An 18616-nucleotide genomic window follows, 5' to 3' on the forward strand; every position below is an offset into this window, starting at 1 on the left:
CACCGCGGGCCCGGGAGCGGTGGCGCGACCGTTTGCCTTCTGGTGCCGCGCCCGCCCGGGCCATCAGCCTTACGGGCCGCACGGTCATCGGTCAGGCGCCGACGGGATCGGTGAGGATCAGGCGTGCGGAGAGCGGGTCCGTTTCCAGAGCGCTGACCTGCCACCCGTGCTGTTCCAGGCCGGCGCGCACGGCAGCAGCAATGTCCTCCATGCGATCGGGGTTCTCGGTCGCTACGTCGAGGTCCTGGCTGAGCCGGTCGACCAGGCCGTGTGCCTGAACTGCGTACCCGCCGGCCAGCGCCAGAGGGTAGGCACCGCCCACGGCGAGCACATCAGCCAGCAGGCGACGGTGCAGGTCGGTGAGGTTCACGCAGCAGCCTGGGCGCTGTGAGCGAGCTCGTCGAAGGAGTGTTCCCAGACTTCACGGACATCACGGCTGATCAGTGTGCGCAGCGTGGGCCACAAGCTGATGAGGAGGTCGCGGTCGAGGTACCGGACCAGGTCGTCGTGCTGGCCCTCGGCCAGCACGATGCGGTAATAGCTCATCCGCAGCCGGGGCTGATCGAGGTCGAACGTGGTCAGCCCCGACCATGCCAGGTGGAGCGGCAGACGCACTGTGCCGTGCTCGGGGCCGACAAGTTCGGAGAGTGCTGCAGGCGTTCGCCGAGCGAACTTGGCACGGCGGAGATCAGAATGACTGCGCTGTGTTGCCATACGTCGATTATCCAGGGAGAGGCCACCGAAGCTGACCGGACGCATCCAAGGTGACCCAAACGAAGAAGCCCCGGGCCGTTGGCTTGGGGCTTTACATGGAGCGGGCGACGAGAATCGAACTCGCGCTCTGAGCTTGGGAATCAGCGGTGCTTGGGTCGTATGGAAGGCTCTGAACTGCGCTTTCCTGCGAGGAAGCCGGGGTCGCCATGGTCTCTGGAGGCTGTTCCTGACCGTTGTTGTCCGCTCGGCTGGGTACGGATGGGGCACGAGGGCGGGCGGCGCGACGATCCAGGCCGAGAGCCCTTCCGAGTCCAGGCCGACGGTTTCGACGCGACTCGCTCACGCGGCGTCCGCGCCGGTGGAGCCGAAGATCTTCGCGCGCGCCTCGGCGATCTCCTCGCCGCTGAGGAAGCCGTGCTCTTCCTCATGCCGACGGAGGTCGTCCCCCAGGAGCTGGTGCCGGATCTGGCGGGCTACGGCTTCTGCCACGTAGCCGGAGACGTTGTCCGTGAGCTTGCGGAGCTCCGCCACCTGATCGCTGGGGAGGGTGACGGTGATACGAGTCGTGGAGGACATGAGTCCAGCATGCTGGAGCATGCGCGGGGTGGCTGACTTGCCCCCGAGGGAGCTCAACCCTCCACTGTGTGAGCTAGGTCACGCACTGGAGGGCGATCATCTTGCCGCTCGTCGTCGGTCATACGGGTGACACCGTCGCAACGAGGAAGGCACGCCATGACCGGCACGTTCACCACACCTGGCCCCATCCACTCGGTAACCACCAGTCGGCGATCCACGGCGCGAAGGCTCACGGTCGGTGGTGTGCTGGCAGGTCCACTGTTCCTGGCGGCCGGACTCGCCCAGGGCCTCACGCGCGACGGCTTCGACTTCACTCGAAACGCGATCAGCCAACTCGCTCTGGGTGGGGCCGGCTGGGTTCAGACGCTGAGTTTCGTGTTCACCGGAGCGCTGCTGGTCGCCGGCGCGGCCGGGCTGCGGCGGACTCTGCACAGAGACCGCGCCGAGAGATGGGCACCGGCCTTGGTCGGCGTGTTCGGTCTCTCCTTCTGGGCAGCAGCCGCCTTTCCGGCCGACGCCGGTGCGGGCTTCCCCGCAGGCTCCCCGGACGCGACGGTGATGAGCGGGCACGGTGCGGTCCACATGGCTGCCGGAATGATCGGCTACCTCGCTCTGTGTGCGGCACTCGTCCTTCTGGCCCGCCCGCTTGCCGCCCGGGGTCTTCGCGGCTGGGCCGTGGCGTCGCGGGTCGTACCCGCGGCTGTCCTCGCCGGGTTCATGGGTTCTGCCGCGTCGGTTCTTGCGTTCACCGCCGGTGCCGGCCTCGGGCTGTTGTGGCTGAGCGCGGTGATGGCACGGCTGGCCGACGCTCCGGGCGACCACTAGCCAAACGCCGTTCTCACCGATTCCACCAAGACGATCACGATCCGAAACGGAGCATCCATGACCGACAACGCCGTGAAGGGCCCTGCCAGCTACTTCCCGTCCATCGAGAAGAAGTACGGCCGCCCGATCGCCGAGTGGAAGGGGCTCGTTCGTTCCTCGCCGCTCACCAAGCACATGGAACTGGTCGGCTGGCTCAAGTCCGAGCACGGACTCGGCCACGGCCATGCGAATGCCCTCGTCGCCCACACACTCGCCGAGGACAGCGCCAAGTGATCAGGCCGGGACGCCGGGACATGCTTCACCGCTCAGGTGTCCCGGCAGGCCGAACAGAGGGAAGAGGAGCGCGGTGTCACGGAATGCCGTGATGCTCGCGATGCGGTCGCCGGAGAACTCGAGGACTTGGAGCGCCCAGGGCTCGTATCCGGTCCCGTCCGTACGGGGCCGGTACTGGCCGAATGCAGGGGAGCCGTTCGCCACGGTCGGGACGAGCCGTGAACCGCGGCAGCCGACGGCCGGCCCGGTCAGCCACGACGTGATATCGGCCATCCCACGCATCCACTTCGCGTACGGCGGCAGGGACAGAGTGGCATCGACGTGGAGCAGCAATCCCAGCTCCTCCATGTCGTACCGGGAGAACGCCGTCGCGTACCGCTCGGCCAGAACCTGCTGGGTGCCACCGGGCGCCGGGAGACCGAGCTCGCCGGTCCTGTCCCGGCGATCGGCCAGAGTGGCACGGGCCCGCTGCAAAGCGCTGTTGGCGGAGGCGAGGGTGCAGCCGTGCAGGTCGGCGACCTCGCGGGCCGAGAAGCCGAGGACATCCCGCAGGAGCAGTGTGGCTCGCTGCTTGGGCGGCAGGTGCTGGAGCGCGGCGACGAAAGCCAACCGCACCGACTCGCCGGTCACCGCGGAAGCCGCCGGATCGCCACCGGGCAGAGGGTCGATCCACAGCGCGCTGTCCGCCGGCGCGCCTGGAGGCGCGGCGCCGTCCGACGGCCCGGACAGGTCCATCGGCAGCGCCCGCCGCCTCCCGGCAGCCAGGGCGTCTAGGCACACGTTGGTGGCGATGCGGTACACCCATGAGCGCAGGGACGACCTGCCCTCGAACTGCCCGGCGTTCTGCCAAGCTCGGACGAGGGTCTGCTGAGCGGCGTCCTCGGCTTCTGCGTACGACCCCAGCATGCGATAGCAGTGGCGAACCAACTCGCGCCGGTACAGCTCAAGTTCCAGCACCATCGCCTTTGCCTTGTCATCCATGTCGTTCCCTCCGTTCCCGATGACGTGCCCCCTCGCCATGTGGCCAGGCGCTCCCATCCGACGCGCATGACGATAGAGCTGCGGGCATGTGCGGCGATCGCGCGGACGGACAAAGAGCGACCGCGAGTGCCGCGAAAAGGGATCAGGTGGTGCGGAGGTGGTGCAAGGCGCTTAGGAAGGTTTAGACAACGACGAACCCCCAGGCCGTTGACCTGGGGGTTCGTGGAAGAGCGGGTGACGAGAATCGAACTCGCGCTCTGAGCTTGGGAAGCTCATGTTCTACCATTAAACTACACCCGCGAAGCATGCCGATCACCGGCTCTGCATCGTTCCATACTGTACCCCATGCCAGGCCCCCGGCGGATGCGCCGCGGGGCCTTCGTGTCGTGCGCCGGGGGCGGGAGGAAAGGTGGACGGGGGTGTGATGGGCGGGAGTTGGGGGCGTAGCGTGGGTGGTCGGAGTGCCGCGTGGAGTGGCGTCCTGTTCATCCCCTAATGTGGCGTTCTCGTCCAGATGCGGTTGGGGAAGGGACTTGATGGAGTCGATGGAGCGCACCGTCGTCCGCTGTGCCGAAGGGCACGTTTTCACTACCTCGTCGTTCCCGATGCAGCAGCTCGGGGCCGACAGGATCGGGCCGGGGCGGTTGATCCGGTGTCCCCGGTGCGCCCGGTTGCGGCAGGCCGTTCCCGTGGCGTTCGAGAAGCGGTAGCGGGAGCGGTAACGGCAGCGGCCGTCGTGGTTGAGCGGTGGCCGGCGGTAGCGGAGTGGTAGCGAAGCAGTAGTCGCGGATACGTGGAGCAGGGGCGCGCGGGTGGTCCGGTTGGGGCGGGCTCGCGCGTTCTGCGTATCCTCGGGGCGTGCTTCTCTCAGACAAGGACATCCGGGCCGAGATCGACGCCGGGCGAGTCCGTATCGATCCGTACGACCCTTCGATGGTGCAGCCGTCGAGCATCGACGTGCGGCTGGACCGCTTCTTCCGGGTGTTCGAGAACCACCGGTACCCGCACATCGATCCGGCGGTGGAACAGCCCGATCTGACGCGGACCGTCGAGCCCGAGGGGGATGAGGCGTTCATCCTCCACCCCGGCGAGTTCGTGCTGGCCTCCACGTACGAGGTGATCTCGCTCCCCGACGATCTGGCCTCGCGGCTGGAGGGAAAGAGCTCGCTCGGGCGGCTCGGTCTGGTGACGCACTCGACGGCCGGGTTCATCGACCCCGGGTTCTCCGGGCACGTGACCCTGGAGCTGTCGAACCTCGCCACGCTGCCGATAAAGCTGTGGCCGGGGATGAAGATCGGGCAGCTGTGTCTGTTCCGGTTGACCTCGTCCGCCGAGTTTCCTTACGGGTCCGAGCGGTACGGGTCGCGGTACCAGGGGCAGCGCGGGCCTACGGCCTCGCGGTCCTTCCAGAACTTCCATCGGACCCAGGTGTGATCGACCATGACCAGTGACGTGCGGGAAAACCTCACCTACGAAGGTTTCGGGCGCGCCGTGCGCGAGCTCGCGCAGGCCGTTGCCGATGACGGCTATGAGCCGGATGTGGTGCTGAGCATCGCTCGCGGGGGCGTGTTCGTCGCCGGCGGGCTCGCCTACGCCCTCGACTGCAAGAACATCCACCTCGTCAACGTGGAGTTCTACACCGGGGTCGGGACCACCCTGGAAATGCCCGTCATGCTGGCGCCCGTCCCCAACGCGATCGACTTCTCCGACAAGAAGGTCCTGATCGCCGACGACGTCGCCGATACCGGTAAGACCCTCAAGCTCGTCCACGACTTCTGCGTCGACCACGTCGCCGAAGTGCGCAGCGCCGTCATCTACGAGAAGTCCCACTCCCTCGTGAAGTGCGAGTACGTGTGGAAGAAGACCGACCAGTGGATCAACTTCCCCTGGTCGGTCGAGAAGCCCGTCGTTCGGCGGGACGGGCAGGTTCTCGACGCGTAGGGATGACGAAGACCTATGCGGAAGGCCCCGGGACGCGCACGCGTTCCGGGGCCTTCCGCGTCACTCGCTCAGATCGTGCCCAGCTTGATGATCGACAGCAGCGCGATCAGCTGGATCGCCGACGCTCCCAGCGCCTTCGGCCACGGCAGGTCGTGCGACTTGCTCACCATCGACGTGAACAGCGCGCCCGCCGCCAGCCAGGTCAGCCAGCCCACGATCTGGACCAGGGAGTTCTCGCCGCCCAGGAAGAGGGCGAAGAGCAGGCGCGGGGCGTCCGTCATCGACATGATCAGCATCGACAGGCCCACCGTCGGCTGCCACGAGCCCGTGCCGCCGAGCTGGCGGGCCAGGGTGTGGGTCACCGCGCCGAGGACCAGGCCGCCGATGACGAAGCCGACGCCGGTGAACAGGACGTACGGGATGGCCGTCGAGATCGTCGCGTTGATCGCTTCTTCGCGCGCCTGGTCGAAGCCGAAGAGCGCGAGCAGGCCGTAGAGGAACGTGACGACCAGCGCCGGGCCCCAGACCGGGTAGTCCCGCATCTGCCAGAACGTCGGGCCGGGGCGCATCACGATGCCGCTCAGCAGCTCCTTCCAGCGCAGCCGCGGGCCCGCCGGCTGGGCGGGGGCGGAACCGGCGCGGTAGGTGTTGCCGTCGCCGTACGGGTCCTCGTCGACGCGGAACGCCTGCGTGTGGCCCGGATTGTTGGCGTACGGGTCGTGGGGTGCGGGGTCCGTGTACGGGTCGCCGAAGTACTCCGGTTCGCCGTGGCCCCCGTGGCCGCCGCCGTGGCCGTGGTGGCCTTGATGGCCGCCTTGCCCGTGGCCGCCGTGTCCGCCCTGTTGTCCCTGGCCTTGGTAGCCGCCCGCGCCGTACTGGGCTCCGTACGGCGGTGGCGCCGCGCCGTTGCCCGGGCCTCCTGCCGTCGGCCACGGCTGAGCTCCGTACGGCGGCTGTGGTGCCTGCCCTCCGTACGGCTGCTGCCGCTGCTGCTGCGGTTGTTGCGGGGTGCGGTTGTCCCGGCCGCGTCCGATCCTGAATCCAGCCACCCGTCGAACGTACCTGGTCCCCGGGGGCGGGGAGCGGGGGCCGGGGGAACCGGGGCGCCATTGCTGCCGAGCTGTGACATCCCCTAGGGGCCGCACCCCGGGGCCCCGGAAGGGGAGTTCAGGGGAGGAACAGCGCGGTGGAGAAGGTGACGAGGGGCTCGTCCGTGCTGCCCGCCGGGTAGAGCGCGATCAGGTCCTGCCGCTCGCCCCGGTACGTCCGCACCACCGTGTCCGGCTTCTTGTCGCCGTCGTAGTCGCCGTGGTTCAGGAGAGTGGTGCGGGTGGTGCCCGTCGCCTTCAGCGGTGCGGTGGGGACGTCCTCCGCGGCGAACGCGTACGCGCTGCCGGGACCCGCCGGGCCCTTCGCCGAGCCGAGGAGCAGGGTGCCCTTGCCCGCCTGGCCGGGGGCGTGCGGGCGGGCGGCGGCGACGAGGTCGTCGTAACCGTCGCCGTCGGTGTCGGTCCGGGGCTCGGGGGCGTAGAGGTACGGGCCGCCGTCGGGGAGCAGTTCCGCGCTGCGCGGGGCCCCGGTGCGGGTGAAGGGGCCGTGCAGGAAGGTGACCTGGCCGGCGCTGGCGGTGACCGCGAGGTCGGCCTTCCCGTCGCCGTCGAAGTCGCCGCAGACCGGCTGCTCGGGCCACTCGTTGCCGAACCGGGCCTGCTGCGGGATGCGTACGGTGACGGCCTTGCCCGTCAGGCCCTGCGGGGAGCCGAAGAGGATCTGGAGCGGTACGGGCGGGGCGCCGATGCCGTTGTACGGGGGGTCGGTGGAGACGATCAGGTCGGTGAAGCCGTCCCGGTCCAGGTCGCAGGCCGACTCGGCGTCGAACGCGGCGGGCAGGGTGTCGCCGGACTTCGCCGCGTTCGCGCGGGCGCTCAGCAGCTGCCGGGTGGCCGGGTCCAGGGGGCGGTCGCGGTCCTCGGTGCCGTACACGATGCCGATGCCCGCGTCGTCGCCGTGGCTGTCCTCGGGGGCCTTCACCAGGTCGTTGACGACCAGGTCACGGTGGCCGTCGCCGTTGAAGTCGTACGGGACGCGGCTGCCGGTGCCGCGGGGGACGGGGGCGCTCGCGGTCTCCGCCTGCGTCCGTGCCTGCGCCGGGGGCGGGGTGTCGCCGTTCTTGCCGTCGGACGCGGAGGACGGGCCCGTACAGGCCGTGAGCGCCAGCAGGAGGGCCGTACAGCCCACGGCGAGGGAGGCCGTCACCCTGCTGGTGACCGCCGCCTGCGGGTGCTCGGTGCGGGTGCTGGTGCGTGGACGCACGGGTGCCTCGTTGTTTGTCGTTCGTGATCCGGTGGTCCCGTCGGCCGCCGGGGCCCGGGATGTGTTCCGGGAGCCTTGGTGGGCTTCTCCGGGGCACATGATGCTCCAGTTACGTCGTCGCGTACATGTCCGAGTTCACAGTTCCTCTGCGGCGGTCGTCACGTTGCCCCCAGTCACTGAGGCCCCGGACGCGAAGAAGCGGCCGGTCCTGCCCCCGAGGCAGGTCCGGCCGCTTCTTCGCGCTGATGCGTTACGTCACTTTGCCGGTTCCGGCTCCGGTGCGTCCACCTGCTCCGGCTCGCCGGTCGGGTCGGCGGGCGTCTTCACGGACTCCAGGAGGAGCTGCGAGACGTCCACGACCTGGATCGACTCCTTGGCCTGGCCGTCGTTCTTCTTGCCGTTGACCGAGTCGGTCAGCATGACGAGGCAGAACGGGCAGGCGGTGGAGACGATGTCCGGGTTGAGGGCGAGGGCCTCGTCGACGCGCTCGGTGTTGATGCGCTTGCCGATCCGCTCCTCCATCCACATCCGGGCGCCGCCGGCGCCGCAGCAGAAGCCGCGCTCCTTGTGGCGGTGCATCTCCTCGTTCCGCAGGCCCGGGACCTTCGCGATGATCTCGCGGGGCGGGGTGTAGATCTTGTTGTGCCGGCCCAGGTAGCACGGGTCGTGGTAGGTGATCAGGCCCTCGACCGGGGTCACCGGGATCAGCTTGCCCTCGTCGATGAGGTGCTGGAGCAGCTGGGTGTGGTGGATGACCTCGTACTCGCCGCCGAGCTGCGGGTACTCGTTCGCGATGGTGTTGAAGCAGTGCGGGCAGGTCGCGACGATCTTCTTCGACGACTTGGGCTTCTTCGTCGTCTCGTCTTCGTCGTCCTCGCCGTACGCCATGTTCAGCATGGCCACGTTTTCCTGGCCGAGCTGCTGGAACAGCGGCTCGTTGCCCAGGCGGCGGGCGGAGTCACCGGTGCACTTCTCGTCGCCGCCCATGATCGCGAACTTGACGCCCGCCATGTGCAGCAGTTCGGCGAAGGCCTTGGTGGTCTTCTTGGCCCGGTCCTCCAGGGCGCCGGCGCAGCCGACCCAGTAGAGGTAGTCGACCTCGGTGAGGTCCTCGACGTCCTTGCCGACGATCGGGACCTCGAAGTCGACCTCCTTGGTCCACTCCACACGGGCCTTCTTGGCGAGGCCCCAGGGGTTGCCCTTCTTCTCCAGGTTCTTGAGCATCGTGCCCGCCTCGGACGGGAACGCGGACTCGATCATGACCTGGTAGCGGCGCATGTCGACGATGTGGTCGATGTGCTCGATGTCGACCGGGCACTGCTCGACGCAGGCGCCGCAGGTGGTGCAGGACCACAGGACGTCGGGGTCGATGACGCCGTTCTCCTCGGCGGTGCCGATCAGCGGGCGCTCGGCCTCGGCGAGGGCGGCGGCGGGGACGTCCTTGAGCTGCTCCTCGGTGGCCTTCTCCTCGCCCTCCATGGTCTTGCCGCCGCCGGCCAGGAGGTAGGGGGCCTTGGCGTGCGCGTGGTCGCGCAGCGACATGATCAGGAGCTTCGGGGAGAGGGGCTTGCCGGTGTTCCAGGCGGGGCACTGCGACTGGCAGCGGCCGCACTCGGTGCAGGTGGAGAAGTCGAGGATGCCCTTCCAGGAGAACTGCTCGACCTGGGAGACACCGAAGACCGCGTCCTCGGCCGGGTCCTCCCAGTCGATCTCCTTGCCGGCCGTCGTCATGGGCTGGAGCGCGCCGAGCGCGACCTCGCCGTCGGCGTTCCGCTTGAACCAGATGTTCGGGAAGCCGAGGAAACGGTGCCAGGCCACACCCATGTTCGTGTTCAGCCCGACGGTGATCGCCCAGATCATCGTCGTACCGAGCTTGATCATCGCGAACAGGTAGACCAGGTTCTGCAGCGTCTCGGTGCTCAGTCCCTCGAAGGCCAGGACCAGGGGGTACGAGGCGAAGTACGCGGGGCCGTAGCCGTCCACGTGGTGGAGCGCGCCCTCCAGACCGCGGAGCACCATGATCGCGGCGCCGATGATCAGGATGATCGCCTCGACGAAGTACGCCTGGCCCATCTTGGAGCCGGTGAACCGCGACTTGCGGCCCGCCCGCGAGGGCAGGTTCAGCTGGCGGATCGCGATCAGGACGAGGATGCCGAGGGTCGTGCCGAGCGCGATGAACTCGATGTACACCTCGTACGGCAGGAAGGTGCCGATGTACGGCAGCACCCAGTCGGCCTTGAACAGCTGGCCGTACGCCGTGACGATCGTCAGGCCCAGGGTCAGGAAGCCGACCGCGACGAACCAGTGGGCGACGCCCACGATTCCCCAGCGGTTCATGCGGGTATGGCCGACGAACTCCTTGATCAAGGTGATCGTCCGCTGCTTGGGGTCGTCGGTGCGGCTGCCAGCCGGTACCGCCTGTCCGAGGCGGACGAAGCGGTAGATCTGCGCGACGGCTCGGGCGACGAGCGCAACGCCGACGACCGTCAGCACCAGCGACACGATGATCGCGGCGAGTTGCATGAGTGGGGCTCCTCGGGCCTGCGAGAGCGGGATCCAGTTGGTTACGTGATACTGCCCGCTACTACTAAGCAGTAACTTAATTAGTCTGTGCTGACACTATCCGCTTGGTCCACCCTCCTGCAGGCGGACGGGCGGTGATCTGCGTCGCTCAGGTGTGCCTTGGTTCGGCGGGCCTTCCGGAGCTGTTCCCGCAGGGGATTGCGGGCGGCTTCGGCGAGGATCGCCAGGTCGAGCACCACTCCATGGTGCTCTGCGTAGTGCTGGTCCAGCAGAGCGGGGTCGTCCCACGGCATGCCCGAGCGGGCGCGCACCTGGGCCAGACCGGTCAGGCCCGGCCGCAGTTCCTGCCGCCACTGCCGGGCGCCTGGCCCGGTGGCCCGGGGGTCGCCGGGGGCCAGAGGGGCGGGGCCGACCAGGGCGAGGTCGCCGCGGACGACGTGCGGCAGCCGCGAGAACAGGTCCAGGCGGAGCCTTCGGGTCCGCAGGGTGCGCAGCTCGAAGACCCGGCCGCCCAGGCACGTCCGGGGCCGGCGGTCCCAGGCGCCGCCCGGGGTGCGCCGCGCGGTCAGGACGAGCGCGGCCGCGGCGACGGCGGGGTAGGTCAGGGCGAGCAGTGCGGTGCCGAGCACCAGGTCCAGGGCGCGTTCGGCCGACGTACGGGGGAGGGTGCGGTCGGCGAGCCGTCGCACCCGGTCGGTGAGGCCTGCCAGGTGTACGGCGGGGCGGGAGGGGAAGTCGCCCCGCGCGGTGCCGGACACGGTCGGGTGCGCGGGTGAGGGCGGCCGCTTTGTGCTTCCTGCCCGCCGGTCCTCCCGTCTCATCTGCCGTACGTGCCGCTTCCTCGCGTTCTGCATCGCGCCCGCCCGGGGTTCGAGGTTCGATGGGACACCATGGGTGACGATCCACGCTGAAACCTGCCGGTCGGTAACGGTTGTGGCCGTCTCGCGGCAATTTGTGACAGAACGATCCCACGATGGGACGGTGGGTCGGGTGGTGCGCGAGGGGCGTGGCGTGCGCCGGTGCGGTGGTGTGGCGGGCGGATCGGCGCAGATAAGGTCCACGTAAGCGTGCAGTAGCACCTAAGTTGAGCGTGCTCGACTCAGGTCTGTTGACTCATGGGCGGGTGTCATGCATTCTTGAGTCAGATCCACTCAAGTAATCCGTTGGAGGAATTGAAATGGCACGTGCGGTCGGCATCGACCTGGGCACGACTAACTCCGTCGTCAGCGTTCTCGAAGGCGGCGAGCCCACCGTCATCACCAACGCCGAAGGCGCCAGGACCACGCCGTCCGTCGTCGCCTTCGCCAAGAACGGCGAGGTGCTCGTCGGCGAGGTCGCCAAGCGCCAGGCGGTCACCAACGTCGACAGGACCATCCGCTCCGTCAAGCGCCACATGGGCACGGACTGGAAGATCGAGATCGACGGCAAGGGCTTCAACCCGCAGCAGATGAGCGCCTTCATCCTGCAGAAGCTGAAGCGCGACGCCGAGTCCTACCTGGGCGAGAAGGTGGCCGACGCGGTCATCACCGTCCCGGCGTACTTCAACGACTCCGAGCGTCAGGCGACGAAGGAGGCCGGCGAGATCGCGGGCCTGAACGTCCTGCGCATCGTCAACGAGCCGACCGCCGCCGCCCTGGCGTACGGCCTCGACAAGGACGACCAGACGATCCTCGTCTTCGACCTCGGTGGCGGCACCTTCGACGTGTCCCTCCTGGAGATCGGCGACGGCGTCGTCGAGGTGAAGGCCACCAACGGTGACAACCACCTCGGTGGTGACGACTGGGACCAGCGTGTCGTCGACTACCTGGTGAAGCAGTTCGCCAACGGGCACGGCGTGGACCTGTCCAAGGACAAGATGGCTCTCCAGCGTCTCCGCGAGGCCGCGGAGAAGGCGAAGATCGAGCTCTCGTCCTCGACCGAGACCACGATCAACCTGCCCTACATCACGGCGTCCGCCGAGGGCCCGCTGCACCTGGACGAGAAGCTCACGCGCTCGCAGTTCCAGCAGCTGACCTCGGACCTCCTGGACCGCTGCAAGACCCCGTTCCACAACGTCATCAAGGACGCGGGCATCCAGCTCTCCGAGATCGACCACGTCGTTCTCGTCGGTGGCTCCACCCGTATGCCCGCCGTCGCCGAGCTCGTCAAGGAGCTGACCGGCGGCCAGGAGGCCAACAAGGGTGTGAACCCGGACGAGGTCGTCGCCATCGGCGCCTCGCTCCAGGCCGGTGTCCTGAAGGGTGAGGTCAAGGACGTCCTGCTCCTCGACGTCACCCCGCTGTCCCTCGGTATCGAGACCAAGGGAGGGATCATGACCAAGCTCATCGAGCGCAACACCACGATCCCGACCAAGCGCTCCGAGATCTTCACGACGGCCGAGGACAACCAGCCGTCCGTGCAGATCCAGGTCTACCAGGGCGAGCGCGAGATCGCGGCGTACAACAAGAAGCTCGGGATGTTCGAGCTGACCGGTCTGCCGCCGGCCCCGCGCGGTGTCCCGCAGATCGAGGTCGCCTTCGACATCGACGCCAACGGCATCATGCACGTCGCCGCCAAGGACCTCGGCACCGGCAAGGAGCAGAAGATGACCGTCACCGGCGGCTCCTCGCTGCCGAAGGACGAGGTCAACCGGATGCGCGAAGAGGCCGAGAAGTACGCGGAGGAGGACCACGCCCGCCGCGAGGCCGCCGAGTCGCGCAACCAGGGCGAGCAGCTCGTCTACCAGACGGAGAAGTTCCTCAAGGACAACGAGGACAAGGTCCCCGGCGACGTCAAGACGGAGGTGGAGACCGCGGTCGAGGAGCTGAAGGAGAAGCTCAAGGGCGAGGACACCGCCGAGATCCGTACGGCCACCGAGAAGGTCGCCGCCGTCTCCCAGAAGCTGGGCCAGGCGATGTACGCCAACGCCCAGGCCGAGGGTGCGGCCCCGGGCGCCGAGGCCCCGGGCGACGGCCAGGCCAAGGCCGATGACGATGTCGTCGACGCCGAGATCGTGGACGACGAGAAGGACACCAAGGGCGGTGCGGCGTGACCGAGGAGACTCCGGGCTTCGAGGAGAAGCCCGACGTCCCCTCCGGCGCCACCCCTGATGACGCCGAGCCGAAGGCTGCCGACTCCTCCGAGGAGGAGGCGGCGGCCCCGGCCGGGGACACCGATGCGACCGTCGGTCTGACGGCGCAGCTGGACCAGGTCCGTACGGCGCTCAACGAGCGCACGGCAGACCTCCAGCGGCTCCAGGCCGAGTACCAGAACTACCGCCGCCGCGTCGAGCGGGACCGGGTCACGGTCAAGGAGATCGCCGTCGCGAACCTCCTGTCCGAGCTCCTGCCCGTCCTCGACGACGTCGGCCGCGCGCGGGAACACGGCGAGCTGGTCGGCGGCTTCAAGTCGGTGGCCGAATCGATGGAGACCGTCGTCGCGAAGCTGGGCCTCCAGCAGTTCGGCAAGGAGGGCGAGCCCTTCGACCCGACGATCCACGAGGCCCTGATGCACAGCTACGCGCCGGACGTCACCGAGACGACCTGCGTGGCGATCCTTCAGCCGGGGTATCGCATCGGCGAGCGCACCATCCGCCCCGCGCGGGTGGCCGTCGCCGAGCCGCAGCCGGGCGCCACGCCCACCGCGGCGAAGGAAGAGAAGAAGGCAGACGACGAGGAGAGCGGTGGCACCGAGGAGGTCTGACGGCAACACGTCCGATCACCTCGGTGCACACCGACCGGCCAGGCGGCCGGCCCACGGGCCGGCCGCTCGGCCGATCGTCCGGAAGGAGGGACGTCGATGAGCACGAAGGACTTCGTCGAGAAGGACTACTACAAGGTCCTCGGCGTCCCCAAGGACGCCACCGACGCCGAGGTCAAGAAGGCGTACCGGAAGCTCGCCCGCGAGTTCCACCCGGACGCCAACAAGAACGACGCCAAGGCGGAGGAGCGCTTCAAGGAGATCTCCGAGGCGAACGACGTCCTCGGTGACCCCAAGAAGCGCAAGGAGTACGACGAGGCGCGCGCCCTCTTCGGCAACGGCGGCTTCCGGCCCGGCCCCGGTGGTGCGGGCGGCAACTTCAACTTCGACCTGGGCGACCTCTTCGGCGGGGGCGCCCCGGGCGGCGGACAGGGCGGCGCGGGCGGCGGCTTCGGCGGCGGAGGCGGTCTCGGCGACGTCTTCGGCGGGCTGTTCAACCGCGGCGGCACCGGCACCCGGGTCCAGCCCAGGCGCGGCCAGGACATCGAGTCCGAGGTGACGCTCAGCTTCACCGAGGCGGTCGACGGGGCCACGGTCCCGCTGCGGATGTCCAGCCAGGCGCCCTGCAAGGCGTGTTCCGGTACCGGCGACAAGAACGGCACCCCCCGGGTCTGCCCGACCTGCGTCGGCACCGGCCAGGTCTCGCGCGGCAGCGGCGGCGGCTTCTCGCTCACCGACCCCTGTGTGGACTGCAAGGGCCGGGGCCTCATCGCCCAGGACCCCTGCGACGTCTGCAAGGGCAGCGGCCGGGCGAAGTCGGCGCGCACCATGCAGGTGCGGATCCCGGCGGGCGTCTCCGACGGCCAGCGGATCCGGCTGCGCGGCAAGGGCGGTGCGGGCGAGCGCGGCGGTCCGGCCGGCGATCTGTATGTCGTCGTCCACGTCGACGCCCACCCGGTCTTCGGCCGCAAGGGCGACAACCTCACGGTCACCGTGCCCGTCACCTACCCGGAGGCGACGCTCGGCGGCGAGATCAAGGTCCCCACGCTCGGCGGACCCCCGGTCACGCTGAAGCTTCCCGCCGGCACCCCCAACGGGCGTACGATGCGCGCCCGGGGCAAGGGCGCGGTGCGCAAGGACGGCACCCGCGGCGACCTGCTGGTCACCGTGGAGGTCGCGGTCCCCAGGGACCTGGGCCAGGAGGCCAGGGACGCCCTGGAGGCCTACCGGAAGGCGACCGCGGACGAGGACCCGCGGGCGGAACTGTTCCAGGCCGCGAAGGGAGCTTGAGATGGACGGCCGTCGACGCAATCCGTACCAGCTGACCGATGAGACACCGGTGTACGTGATCTCGATCGCGGCCCAGCTCTCGGGGCTCCACCCGCAGACGCTGCGCCAGTACGACCGTCTCGGCCTGGTCTCCCCGGACCGTACGGCCGGGCGCGGCCGGCGCTACTCGGCCCGTGACATCGAGCTGCTGCGCACCGTGCAGCAGCTGTCGCAGGACGAGGGCATCAACCTCGCGGGCATCAAGCGGATCATCGAGCTGGAGAACCAGGTGACCGCGCTCCAGCAGCGCGTCGCCGAGCTCTCGGCGGCGGTGGACGGCGCGGCGGTCGCCATGCAGCAGCGCGAGGCCCAGGTCCACGCCTCGTACCGCCGCGACCTGGTGCCGTACCAGGACGTGCAGCAGACGGGCGCGCTGGTGGTGTGGCGGCCCAAGCCGAAGCCGAAGCCTTAGCAGTAGCTTCGGGGCGGGCCTTTTCGTACGGACGACGGCCGGGGCGGAAGAACACAGGGTGTTCTTCCGCCCCGGCCGTCTTCGTGTGTCCCCGTGGTGGCCGGTGGCTGGCACCAAGTGGCCGGAATCGTGCAGCAAGTTGACAGTGATCGCCTCCCGGAGCGGATCGCTCCGCTGACAAGGTGGTGCATGTCGGCGGGAACGAGCCGACGAGACACGTGACGTACGGGGAGGAAGACATGGGCGTCTACGCGTTCACCGGAAAGACGGTCGCCACGGGGGGACTGCTCCTGGGACTGGTTCTCGGAGCGGCCGCCGCACCGGCCCACGCGACCGCCGCTCCGGGGGTCGGCACGGTGGCCGAGGAGGCCGCACCGCGGACGGCCGGGACGGGGGCCGGGATCGGGGGCCGGGGCGAGGAGATCGCGTCGGAGGTGAAGGAGGCGGTCAACCGGCTCATCTGCGGGGCACCGCTGCCGAAGCCGCTGGCGCCGTTCATGGGCAAGGTGAAGTGCGTCAACGGCTGGCAGTAGAAGACCCGGTGGAGATCGCGGTGGCGCGTGTCTCCGCCGACGCCACGCCCGCCGGCATCGCGGTGCTCCGGCTCATCGGGATGCTGCCCGCGCAGTGGGAGTGCGGCCAGCGCATCGACGAGGACCGGATCACCGTCCTGGTGCGCGGCTCGGGGCGGGACGCGGGGGACGTGACCGCCGTACGGGAACGGTGCGCGGAGGCGCTGCGGGACCGGACGCTGCACGGGTGGGTGCTGGAAGGGGCCGGCTAGGGCGGCCGGATCCCGTCGCCTCCGGGGAGGGATCCGTACGGACCCATCCCCTCCCGGGGCTCAGATCCAGCCACGCTCGCGGGCCAGCAGGGCCGCGTGCGGGCGGCTGGTCGCGCCCAGGATGCGGAGCACGTCGGCGACATGGCGGCGGTACGTCCGCACCGAGATGTCCAGGTTCCGCGCGCCCGTCTCGTCCTTGGCGACCCGGCACATCTCCTCCATGACGCGCTGCTCCATCTCGGACAGCACGTCGGAGGGCGAGGCGTGGGTGTCGATCAGGGTCGAGAGGTCCGTGGACTCGGCCCAGATCTTCTCGAACAGGGCCAGGATGTTGGAGACCAGACCGGCCTGCTGGGTGACCAGCGCGCCGCGCGAGGTGTCCGAGGGGTCGACGGGCACCAGGGCCGTACGGCGGTCGTACACGAGGATCCGCTCGGACAGCTTGTCCGCGGCCCGGATCGACGCCCCCTGCGCGGTGAGTTCGCGGAGGTAGGCGACGGTCGGCGGGTGGTCGAGCGCTTCCCGCAGCACCACGCTGCGGATCTGCACGCCCCGGCGCAGACACCGGGTGTCCAGGGGTCGTGCGTGCGCGATGTTCTCGGCGGTGAGGGCGGTGTACGGCTCGACGGAGAGGATCTCCTGGCGGGCGAAGAAGGCCAGGTCGTCGATCCGGTCGCGGATCTGCCGGAGGACTTCGAGCCGCTCGACGCCCTGGGTGGCGAGGGGGCGGGTCTGCTGTTCGGCTGTCAGCTCGGCGATCAGGTGCCGGGACCTGGTGACCTGGTGGAGCTCTTCGTGCAGCTCGCGCAGCCGGATCTCCGTGAGCCGCTCGACCGCGGTCTCCGGGGCGGCCGCCGCGACGCCGCCGTGCTCGTCGGTCCGCAGCAGGCCCAGCTCGTCGAGGCGGGCGAGGGCCTTCTCCACCTCCTCGCGAGGGCTGTGGAGCAGCACCCCGATGTCCTCGGTGCCGGTGCCCGGATTGCGGAGGAAGTGCCGGTAGGCACGCTCCTCCGTGATGTCCAGGCCGAGTATGGACAGGCTTCCGCCGTTCACCGCTGCCGCCCCCCGCGTGCCGCACGACTACCGACGGCGCACCGCGGCATCGGTCAAATGCCGTGCAACCGTCGAACCGATGAGGGAGAGGGTAATCCATAGGTAAAGCAGCAGGTAGTCCCGGTCGTCCGGGTGACGGGCGCGGGACGGGGGACGGTGACGATCAATGGAGGAGACTGCTGTGACGATGATGGCCGACGAACGGATGAGGACCGGCGGACGGGCGGGGGACGCCGTCGGCGGCCGGCCGGAGATGGACTTCGCCACGCTCACCGAACGTGAGCTGGAAGTGCTCGTGCTGCTGGCGAGCGGGGAGCAGAACCGCTGGCTGGCCCGGAGACTGGGCATCACGGAACGGACCGTCCGGGCGCACACGTCGAGCATCGTGCGCAAGCTGAACCTGAAGTCCCGGTTCGAGGCGGCGATCGTGTCGTATCTGCACGCGGAGGACATCAGAGGACATCAGGGGGCCGCGTCCGCGATCTGACGCCGGATCGCGCGCTGGAGACCGTTACGCCCGAGGTCCCCTGCCGGAAGTCTTGCTTCCGGCAGGGGACCTCGGGCGTTCCGCCTCGCCGCCCTACCGCCTACGGCAGGGCGGCGCTGACCGCGTCCATCAGCATCATCCACATCGGCTGACCGCCCGTTCCGAACGCCGCCGACAGCGCGTAGCCGATGGCCGCGTCGAGGGGTTCGGGGGTGCCGGCCTCCTCCTGCCACTCCGCTATCACCCGGCGGTCGCCGTCCGAGGAGAAGTCCCCGAGGTGCTTGCCGTCGCGGGTCAGCTTGCTGAACGGGATCGAGTTCGGGACGAGCCGGTAGTGCGTGCCCCCGTGGTGGACGTCGACCCGGTAGGTCTGCCGCCGGAGCTTGCCCTTGCCCGGCTTGATCGTCGCGTCCTCGCCGTCCACCGTGATCGTCAGATGCCGGGGGTCGCGGGTGCCGATGACGATGTGGTCGTCGACCTCCGCTTCCAGGGCGCGGACGATGGTGACGGTCGGGATCCGCTCGCCGCTGACGACGAGCTTCTCCCGGTGCTCACCGAGGAGTTCGACGGAGATCTCCCCGTAGTGGTCGTCCTCGGTGGAGGCGGGCAGCGGGAGCGAGGTGGTGTCGGTCATCTGGATCCTTGAACCCTTCGGTCGTGCTGGGGGGTGTTCGCGGAGCTTCACTGCCGTGCGGAGTCACGGGCGAGGAATTGAGGGCGCGCGCGG

20 protein-coding genes, 1 tRNA gene and 1 pseudogene are annotated in these 18616 nt (G+C 69.3%); 11 read left to right on the top strand and 11 right to left on the bottom strand.

Annotation, left to right across the window (positions count from 1 at the left end; translation table 11 throughout):
* Nucleotides 1–103: 103 nt before the first annotated feature.
* From WQO_RS18390 to WQO_RS18400, 3 genes and pseudogenes are all read right to left on the bottom strand, one after another.
* A pseudogene (locus WQO_RS18390) lies at nt 104–370 on the bottom strand (nucleotidyl transferase AbiEii/AbiGii toxin family protein); the annotation flags it as partial.
* The gene (locus tag WQO_RS18395; RefSeq protein WP_029182559.1) at nt 367–714 is read right to left on the bottom strand and encodes a hypothetical protein; all 348 of its coding nucleotides are present in this window, start codon (nt 712–714) and stop codon (nt 367–369) included. The pseudogene WQO_RS18390 and the gene WQO_RS18395, both read right to left, overlap by 4 nt.
* A 339-nt stretch (nt 715–1053) precedes the next feature.
* Complete coding sequence (locus WQO_RS18400) at nt 1054–1290, bottom strand: type II toxin-antitoxin system CcdA family antitoxin (RefSeq protein ID WP_010063150.1); 237 nt, start codon at nt 1288–1290, stop codon at nt 1054–1056.
* A 156-nt stretch (nt 1291–1446) separates the two neighbouring features.
* Between WQO_RS18400 and WQO_RS18405 the strand changes: the two genes are divergently transcribed.
* Together WQO_RS18405 and WQO_RS18410 are read left to right on the top strand one after the other, a co-directional pair.
* On the top strand, nt 1447–2115 hold the full coding sequence (locus tag WQO_RS18405; protein WP_029182560.1) for a DUF998 domain-containing protein: 669 nt from the start codon (nt 1447–1449) through the stop codon (nt 2113–2115).
* Between the two features lie 57 nt (nt 2116–2172).
* Nucleotides 2173–2388, top strand: coding sequence for a DUF4287 domain-containing protein (locus WQO_RS18410; protein WP_010063153.1), 216 nt, complete (start codon nt 2173–2175; stop codon nt 2386–2388).
* Here the strand turns inward: WQO_RS18410 and WQO_RS18415 are convergent, their stop codons facing one another.
* Both WQO_RS18415 and WQO_RS18420 read right to left on the bottom strand, forming a co-directional pair.
* Entirely contained in the window at nt 2389–3369 is a 981-nt protein-coding gene (locus tag WQO_RS18415) for a sigma-70 family RNA polymerase sigma factor (protein WP_029182561.1), read from the bottom strand.
* A gap of 229 nt (nt 3370–3598) precedes the next feature.
* Nucleotides 3599–3669 (bottom strand) — tRNA-Gly (locus WQO_RS18420).
* A 558-nt stretch (nt 3670–4227) separates the two neighbouring features.
* Between WQO_RS18420 and dcd the strand changes: the two genes are divergently transcribed.
* On the top strand, nt 4228–4803 hold the full coding sequence (dcd, locus tag WQO_RS18425) for a dCTP deaminase (protein WP_010063157.1): 576 nt from the start codon (nt 4228–4230) through the stop codon (nt 4801–4803).
* Between the two features lie 6 nt (nt 4804–4809).
* On the top strand, nt 4810–5310 hold the full coding sequence (locus WQO_RS18430; protein ID WP_010063158.1) for a phosphoribosyltransferase: 501 nt from the start codon (nt 4810–4812) through the stop codon (nt 5308–5310).
* Between the two features lie 68 nt (nt 5311–5378).
* Here WQO_RS18430 and WQO_RS18435 read toward each other — a convergent pair whose 3' ends face one another.
* The 4 genes from WQO_RS18435 to WQO_RS18450 form a co-directional block, all read right to left on the bottom strand.
* On the bottom strand, nt 5379–6359 hold the full coding sequence (locus tag WQO_RS18435; protein WP_010063159.1) for a Yip1 family protein: 981 nt from the start codon (nt 6357–6359) through the stop codon (nt 5379–5381).
* A 118-nt stretch (nt 6360–6477) separates the two neighbouring features.
* Complete coding sequence (locus WQO_RS18440) at nt 6478–7623, bottom strand: FG-GAP repeat domain-containing protein (protein WP_010063160.1); 1146 nt, start codon at nt 7621–7623, stop codon at nt 6478–6480.
* A gap of 255 nt (nt 7624–7878) precedes the next feature.
* Nucleotides 7879–10146 (bottom strand): (Fe-S)-binding protein, encoded by a 2268-nt coding sequence (locus WQO_RS18445; RefSeq protein ID WP_010063161.1) that lies wholly within the window; start codon nt 10144–10146, stop codon nt 7879–7881.
* Between the two features lie 80 nt (nt 10147–10226).
* Entirely contained in the window at nt 10227–10904 is a 678-nt protein-coding gene (locus WQO_RS18450) for a sugar transferase (protein WP_010063163.1), read from the bottom strand.
* A gap of 419 nt (nt 10905–11323) precedes the next feature.
* On the opposite strand from WQO_RS18450, the gene dnaK reads away from it, so the two are divergent.
* The 6 genes from dnaK to WQO_RS18480 all read left to right on the top strand — a co-directional run bounded on the left by dnaK (nt 11324) and on the right by WQO_RS18480 (nt 16349).
* Nucleotides 11324–13177 carry a molecular chaperone DnaK gene (gene dnaK, locus WQO_RS18455; protein WP_010063164.1) on the top strand — a complete coding sequence of 618 codons (1854 nt, stop codon included), beginning with the start codon at nt 11324–11326 and terminating at the stop codon, nt 13175–13177.
* Nucleotides 13174–13827, top strand: coding sequence for a nucleotide exchange factor GrpE (gene grpE, locus WQO_RS18460; RefSeq protein ID WP_010063165.1), 654 nt, complete (start codon nt 13174–13176; stop codon nt 13825–13827). The genes dnaK and grpE overlap by 4 nt, the downstream gene beginning before the upstream one ends.
* A 96-nt stretch (nt 13828–13923) precedes the next feature.
* On the top strand, nt 13924–15114 hold the full coding sequence (dnaJ, locus tag WQO_RS18465) for a molecular chaperone DnaJ (protein WP_010063166.1): 1191 nt from the start codon (nt 13924–13926) through the stop codon (nt 15112–15114).
* A gap of 1 nt (nt 15115) precedes the next feature.
* Nucleotides 15116–15565 carry a heat shock protein transcriptional repressor HspR gene (locus tag WQO_RS18470; RefSeq protein WP_010063167.1) on the top strand — a complete coding sequence of 150 codons (450 nt, stop codon included), beginning with the start codon at nt 15116–15118 and terminating at the stop codon, nt 15563–15565.
* Between the two features lie 239 nt (nt 15566–15804).
* On the top strand, nt 15805–16098 hold the full coding sequence (locus WQO_RS36140) for a hypothetical protein (RefSeq protein ID WP_010063168.1): 294 nt from the start codon (nt 15805–15807) through the stop codon (nt 16096–16098).
* Nucleotides 16099–16118: 20 nt separating this feature from the next.
* A complete protein-coding gene (locus tag WQO_RS18480; protein ID WP_237274143.1) occupies nt 16119–16349 on the top strand; it encodes a hypothetical protein in 231 nt (76 codons plus the stop codon).
* Between the two features lie 60 nt (nt 16350–16409).
* On the opposite strand, the gene WQO_RS18485 is transcribed toward WQO_RS18480, so the two are convergent.
* Nucleotides 16410–17402: a helix-turn-helix domain-containing protein gene (locus WQO_RS18485; RefSeq protein WP_010063170.1), complete on the bottom strand. Its 993-nt coding sequence runs from the start codon at nt 17400–17402 to the stop codon at nt 16410–16412.
* A 187-nt stretch (nt 17403–17589) separates the two neighbouring features.
* On the opposite strand from WQO_RS18485, the gene WQO_RS18490 reads away from it, so the two are divergent.
* Nucleotides 17590–17889 (top strand): helix-turn-helix domain-containing protein, encoded by a 300-nt coding sequence (locus WQO_RS18490; RefSeq protein ID WP_032749103.1) that lies wholly within the window; start codon nt 17590–17592, stop codon nt 17887–17889.
* Nucleotides 17890–17989: 100 nt separating this feature from the next.
* Here the strand turns inward: WQO_RS18490 and WQO_RS18495 are convergent, their stop codons facing one another.
* Nucleotides 17990–18523, bottom strand: a complete 534-nt coding sequence (locus tag WQO_RS18495) for a hypothetical protein (protein WP_010063173.1) — start codon at nt 18521–18523, stop codon at nt 17990–17992.
* Nucleotides 18524–18616: the final 93 nt, after the last annotated feature.

The organism is Streptomyces globisporus C-1027, from assembly GCF_000261345.2.
In the GTDB taxonomy this organism is placed as follows: Bacteria; Actinomycetota; Actinomycetes; order Streptomycetales; family Streptomycetaceae; genus Streptomyces; species Streptomyces pakalii.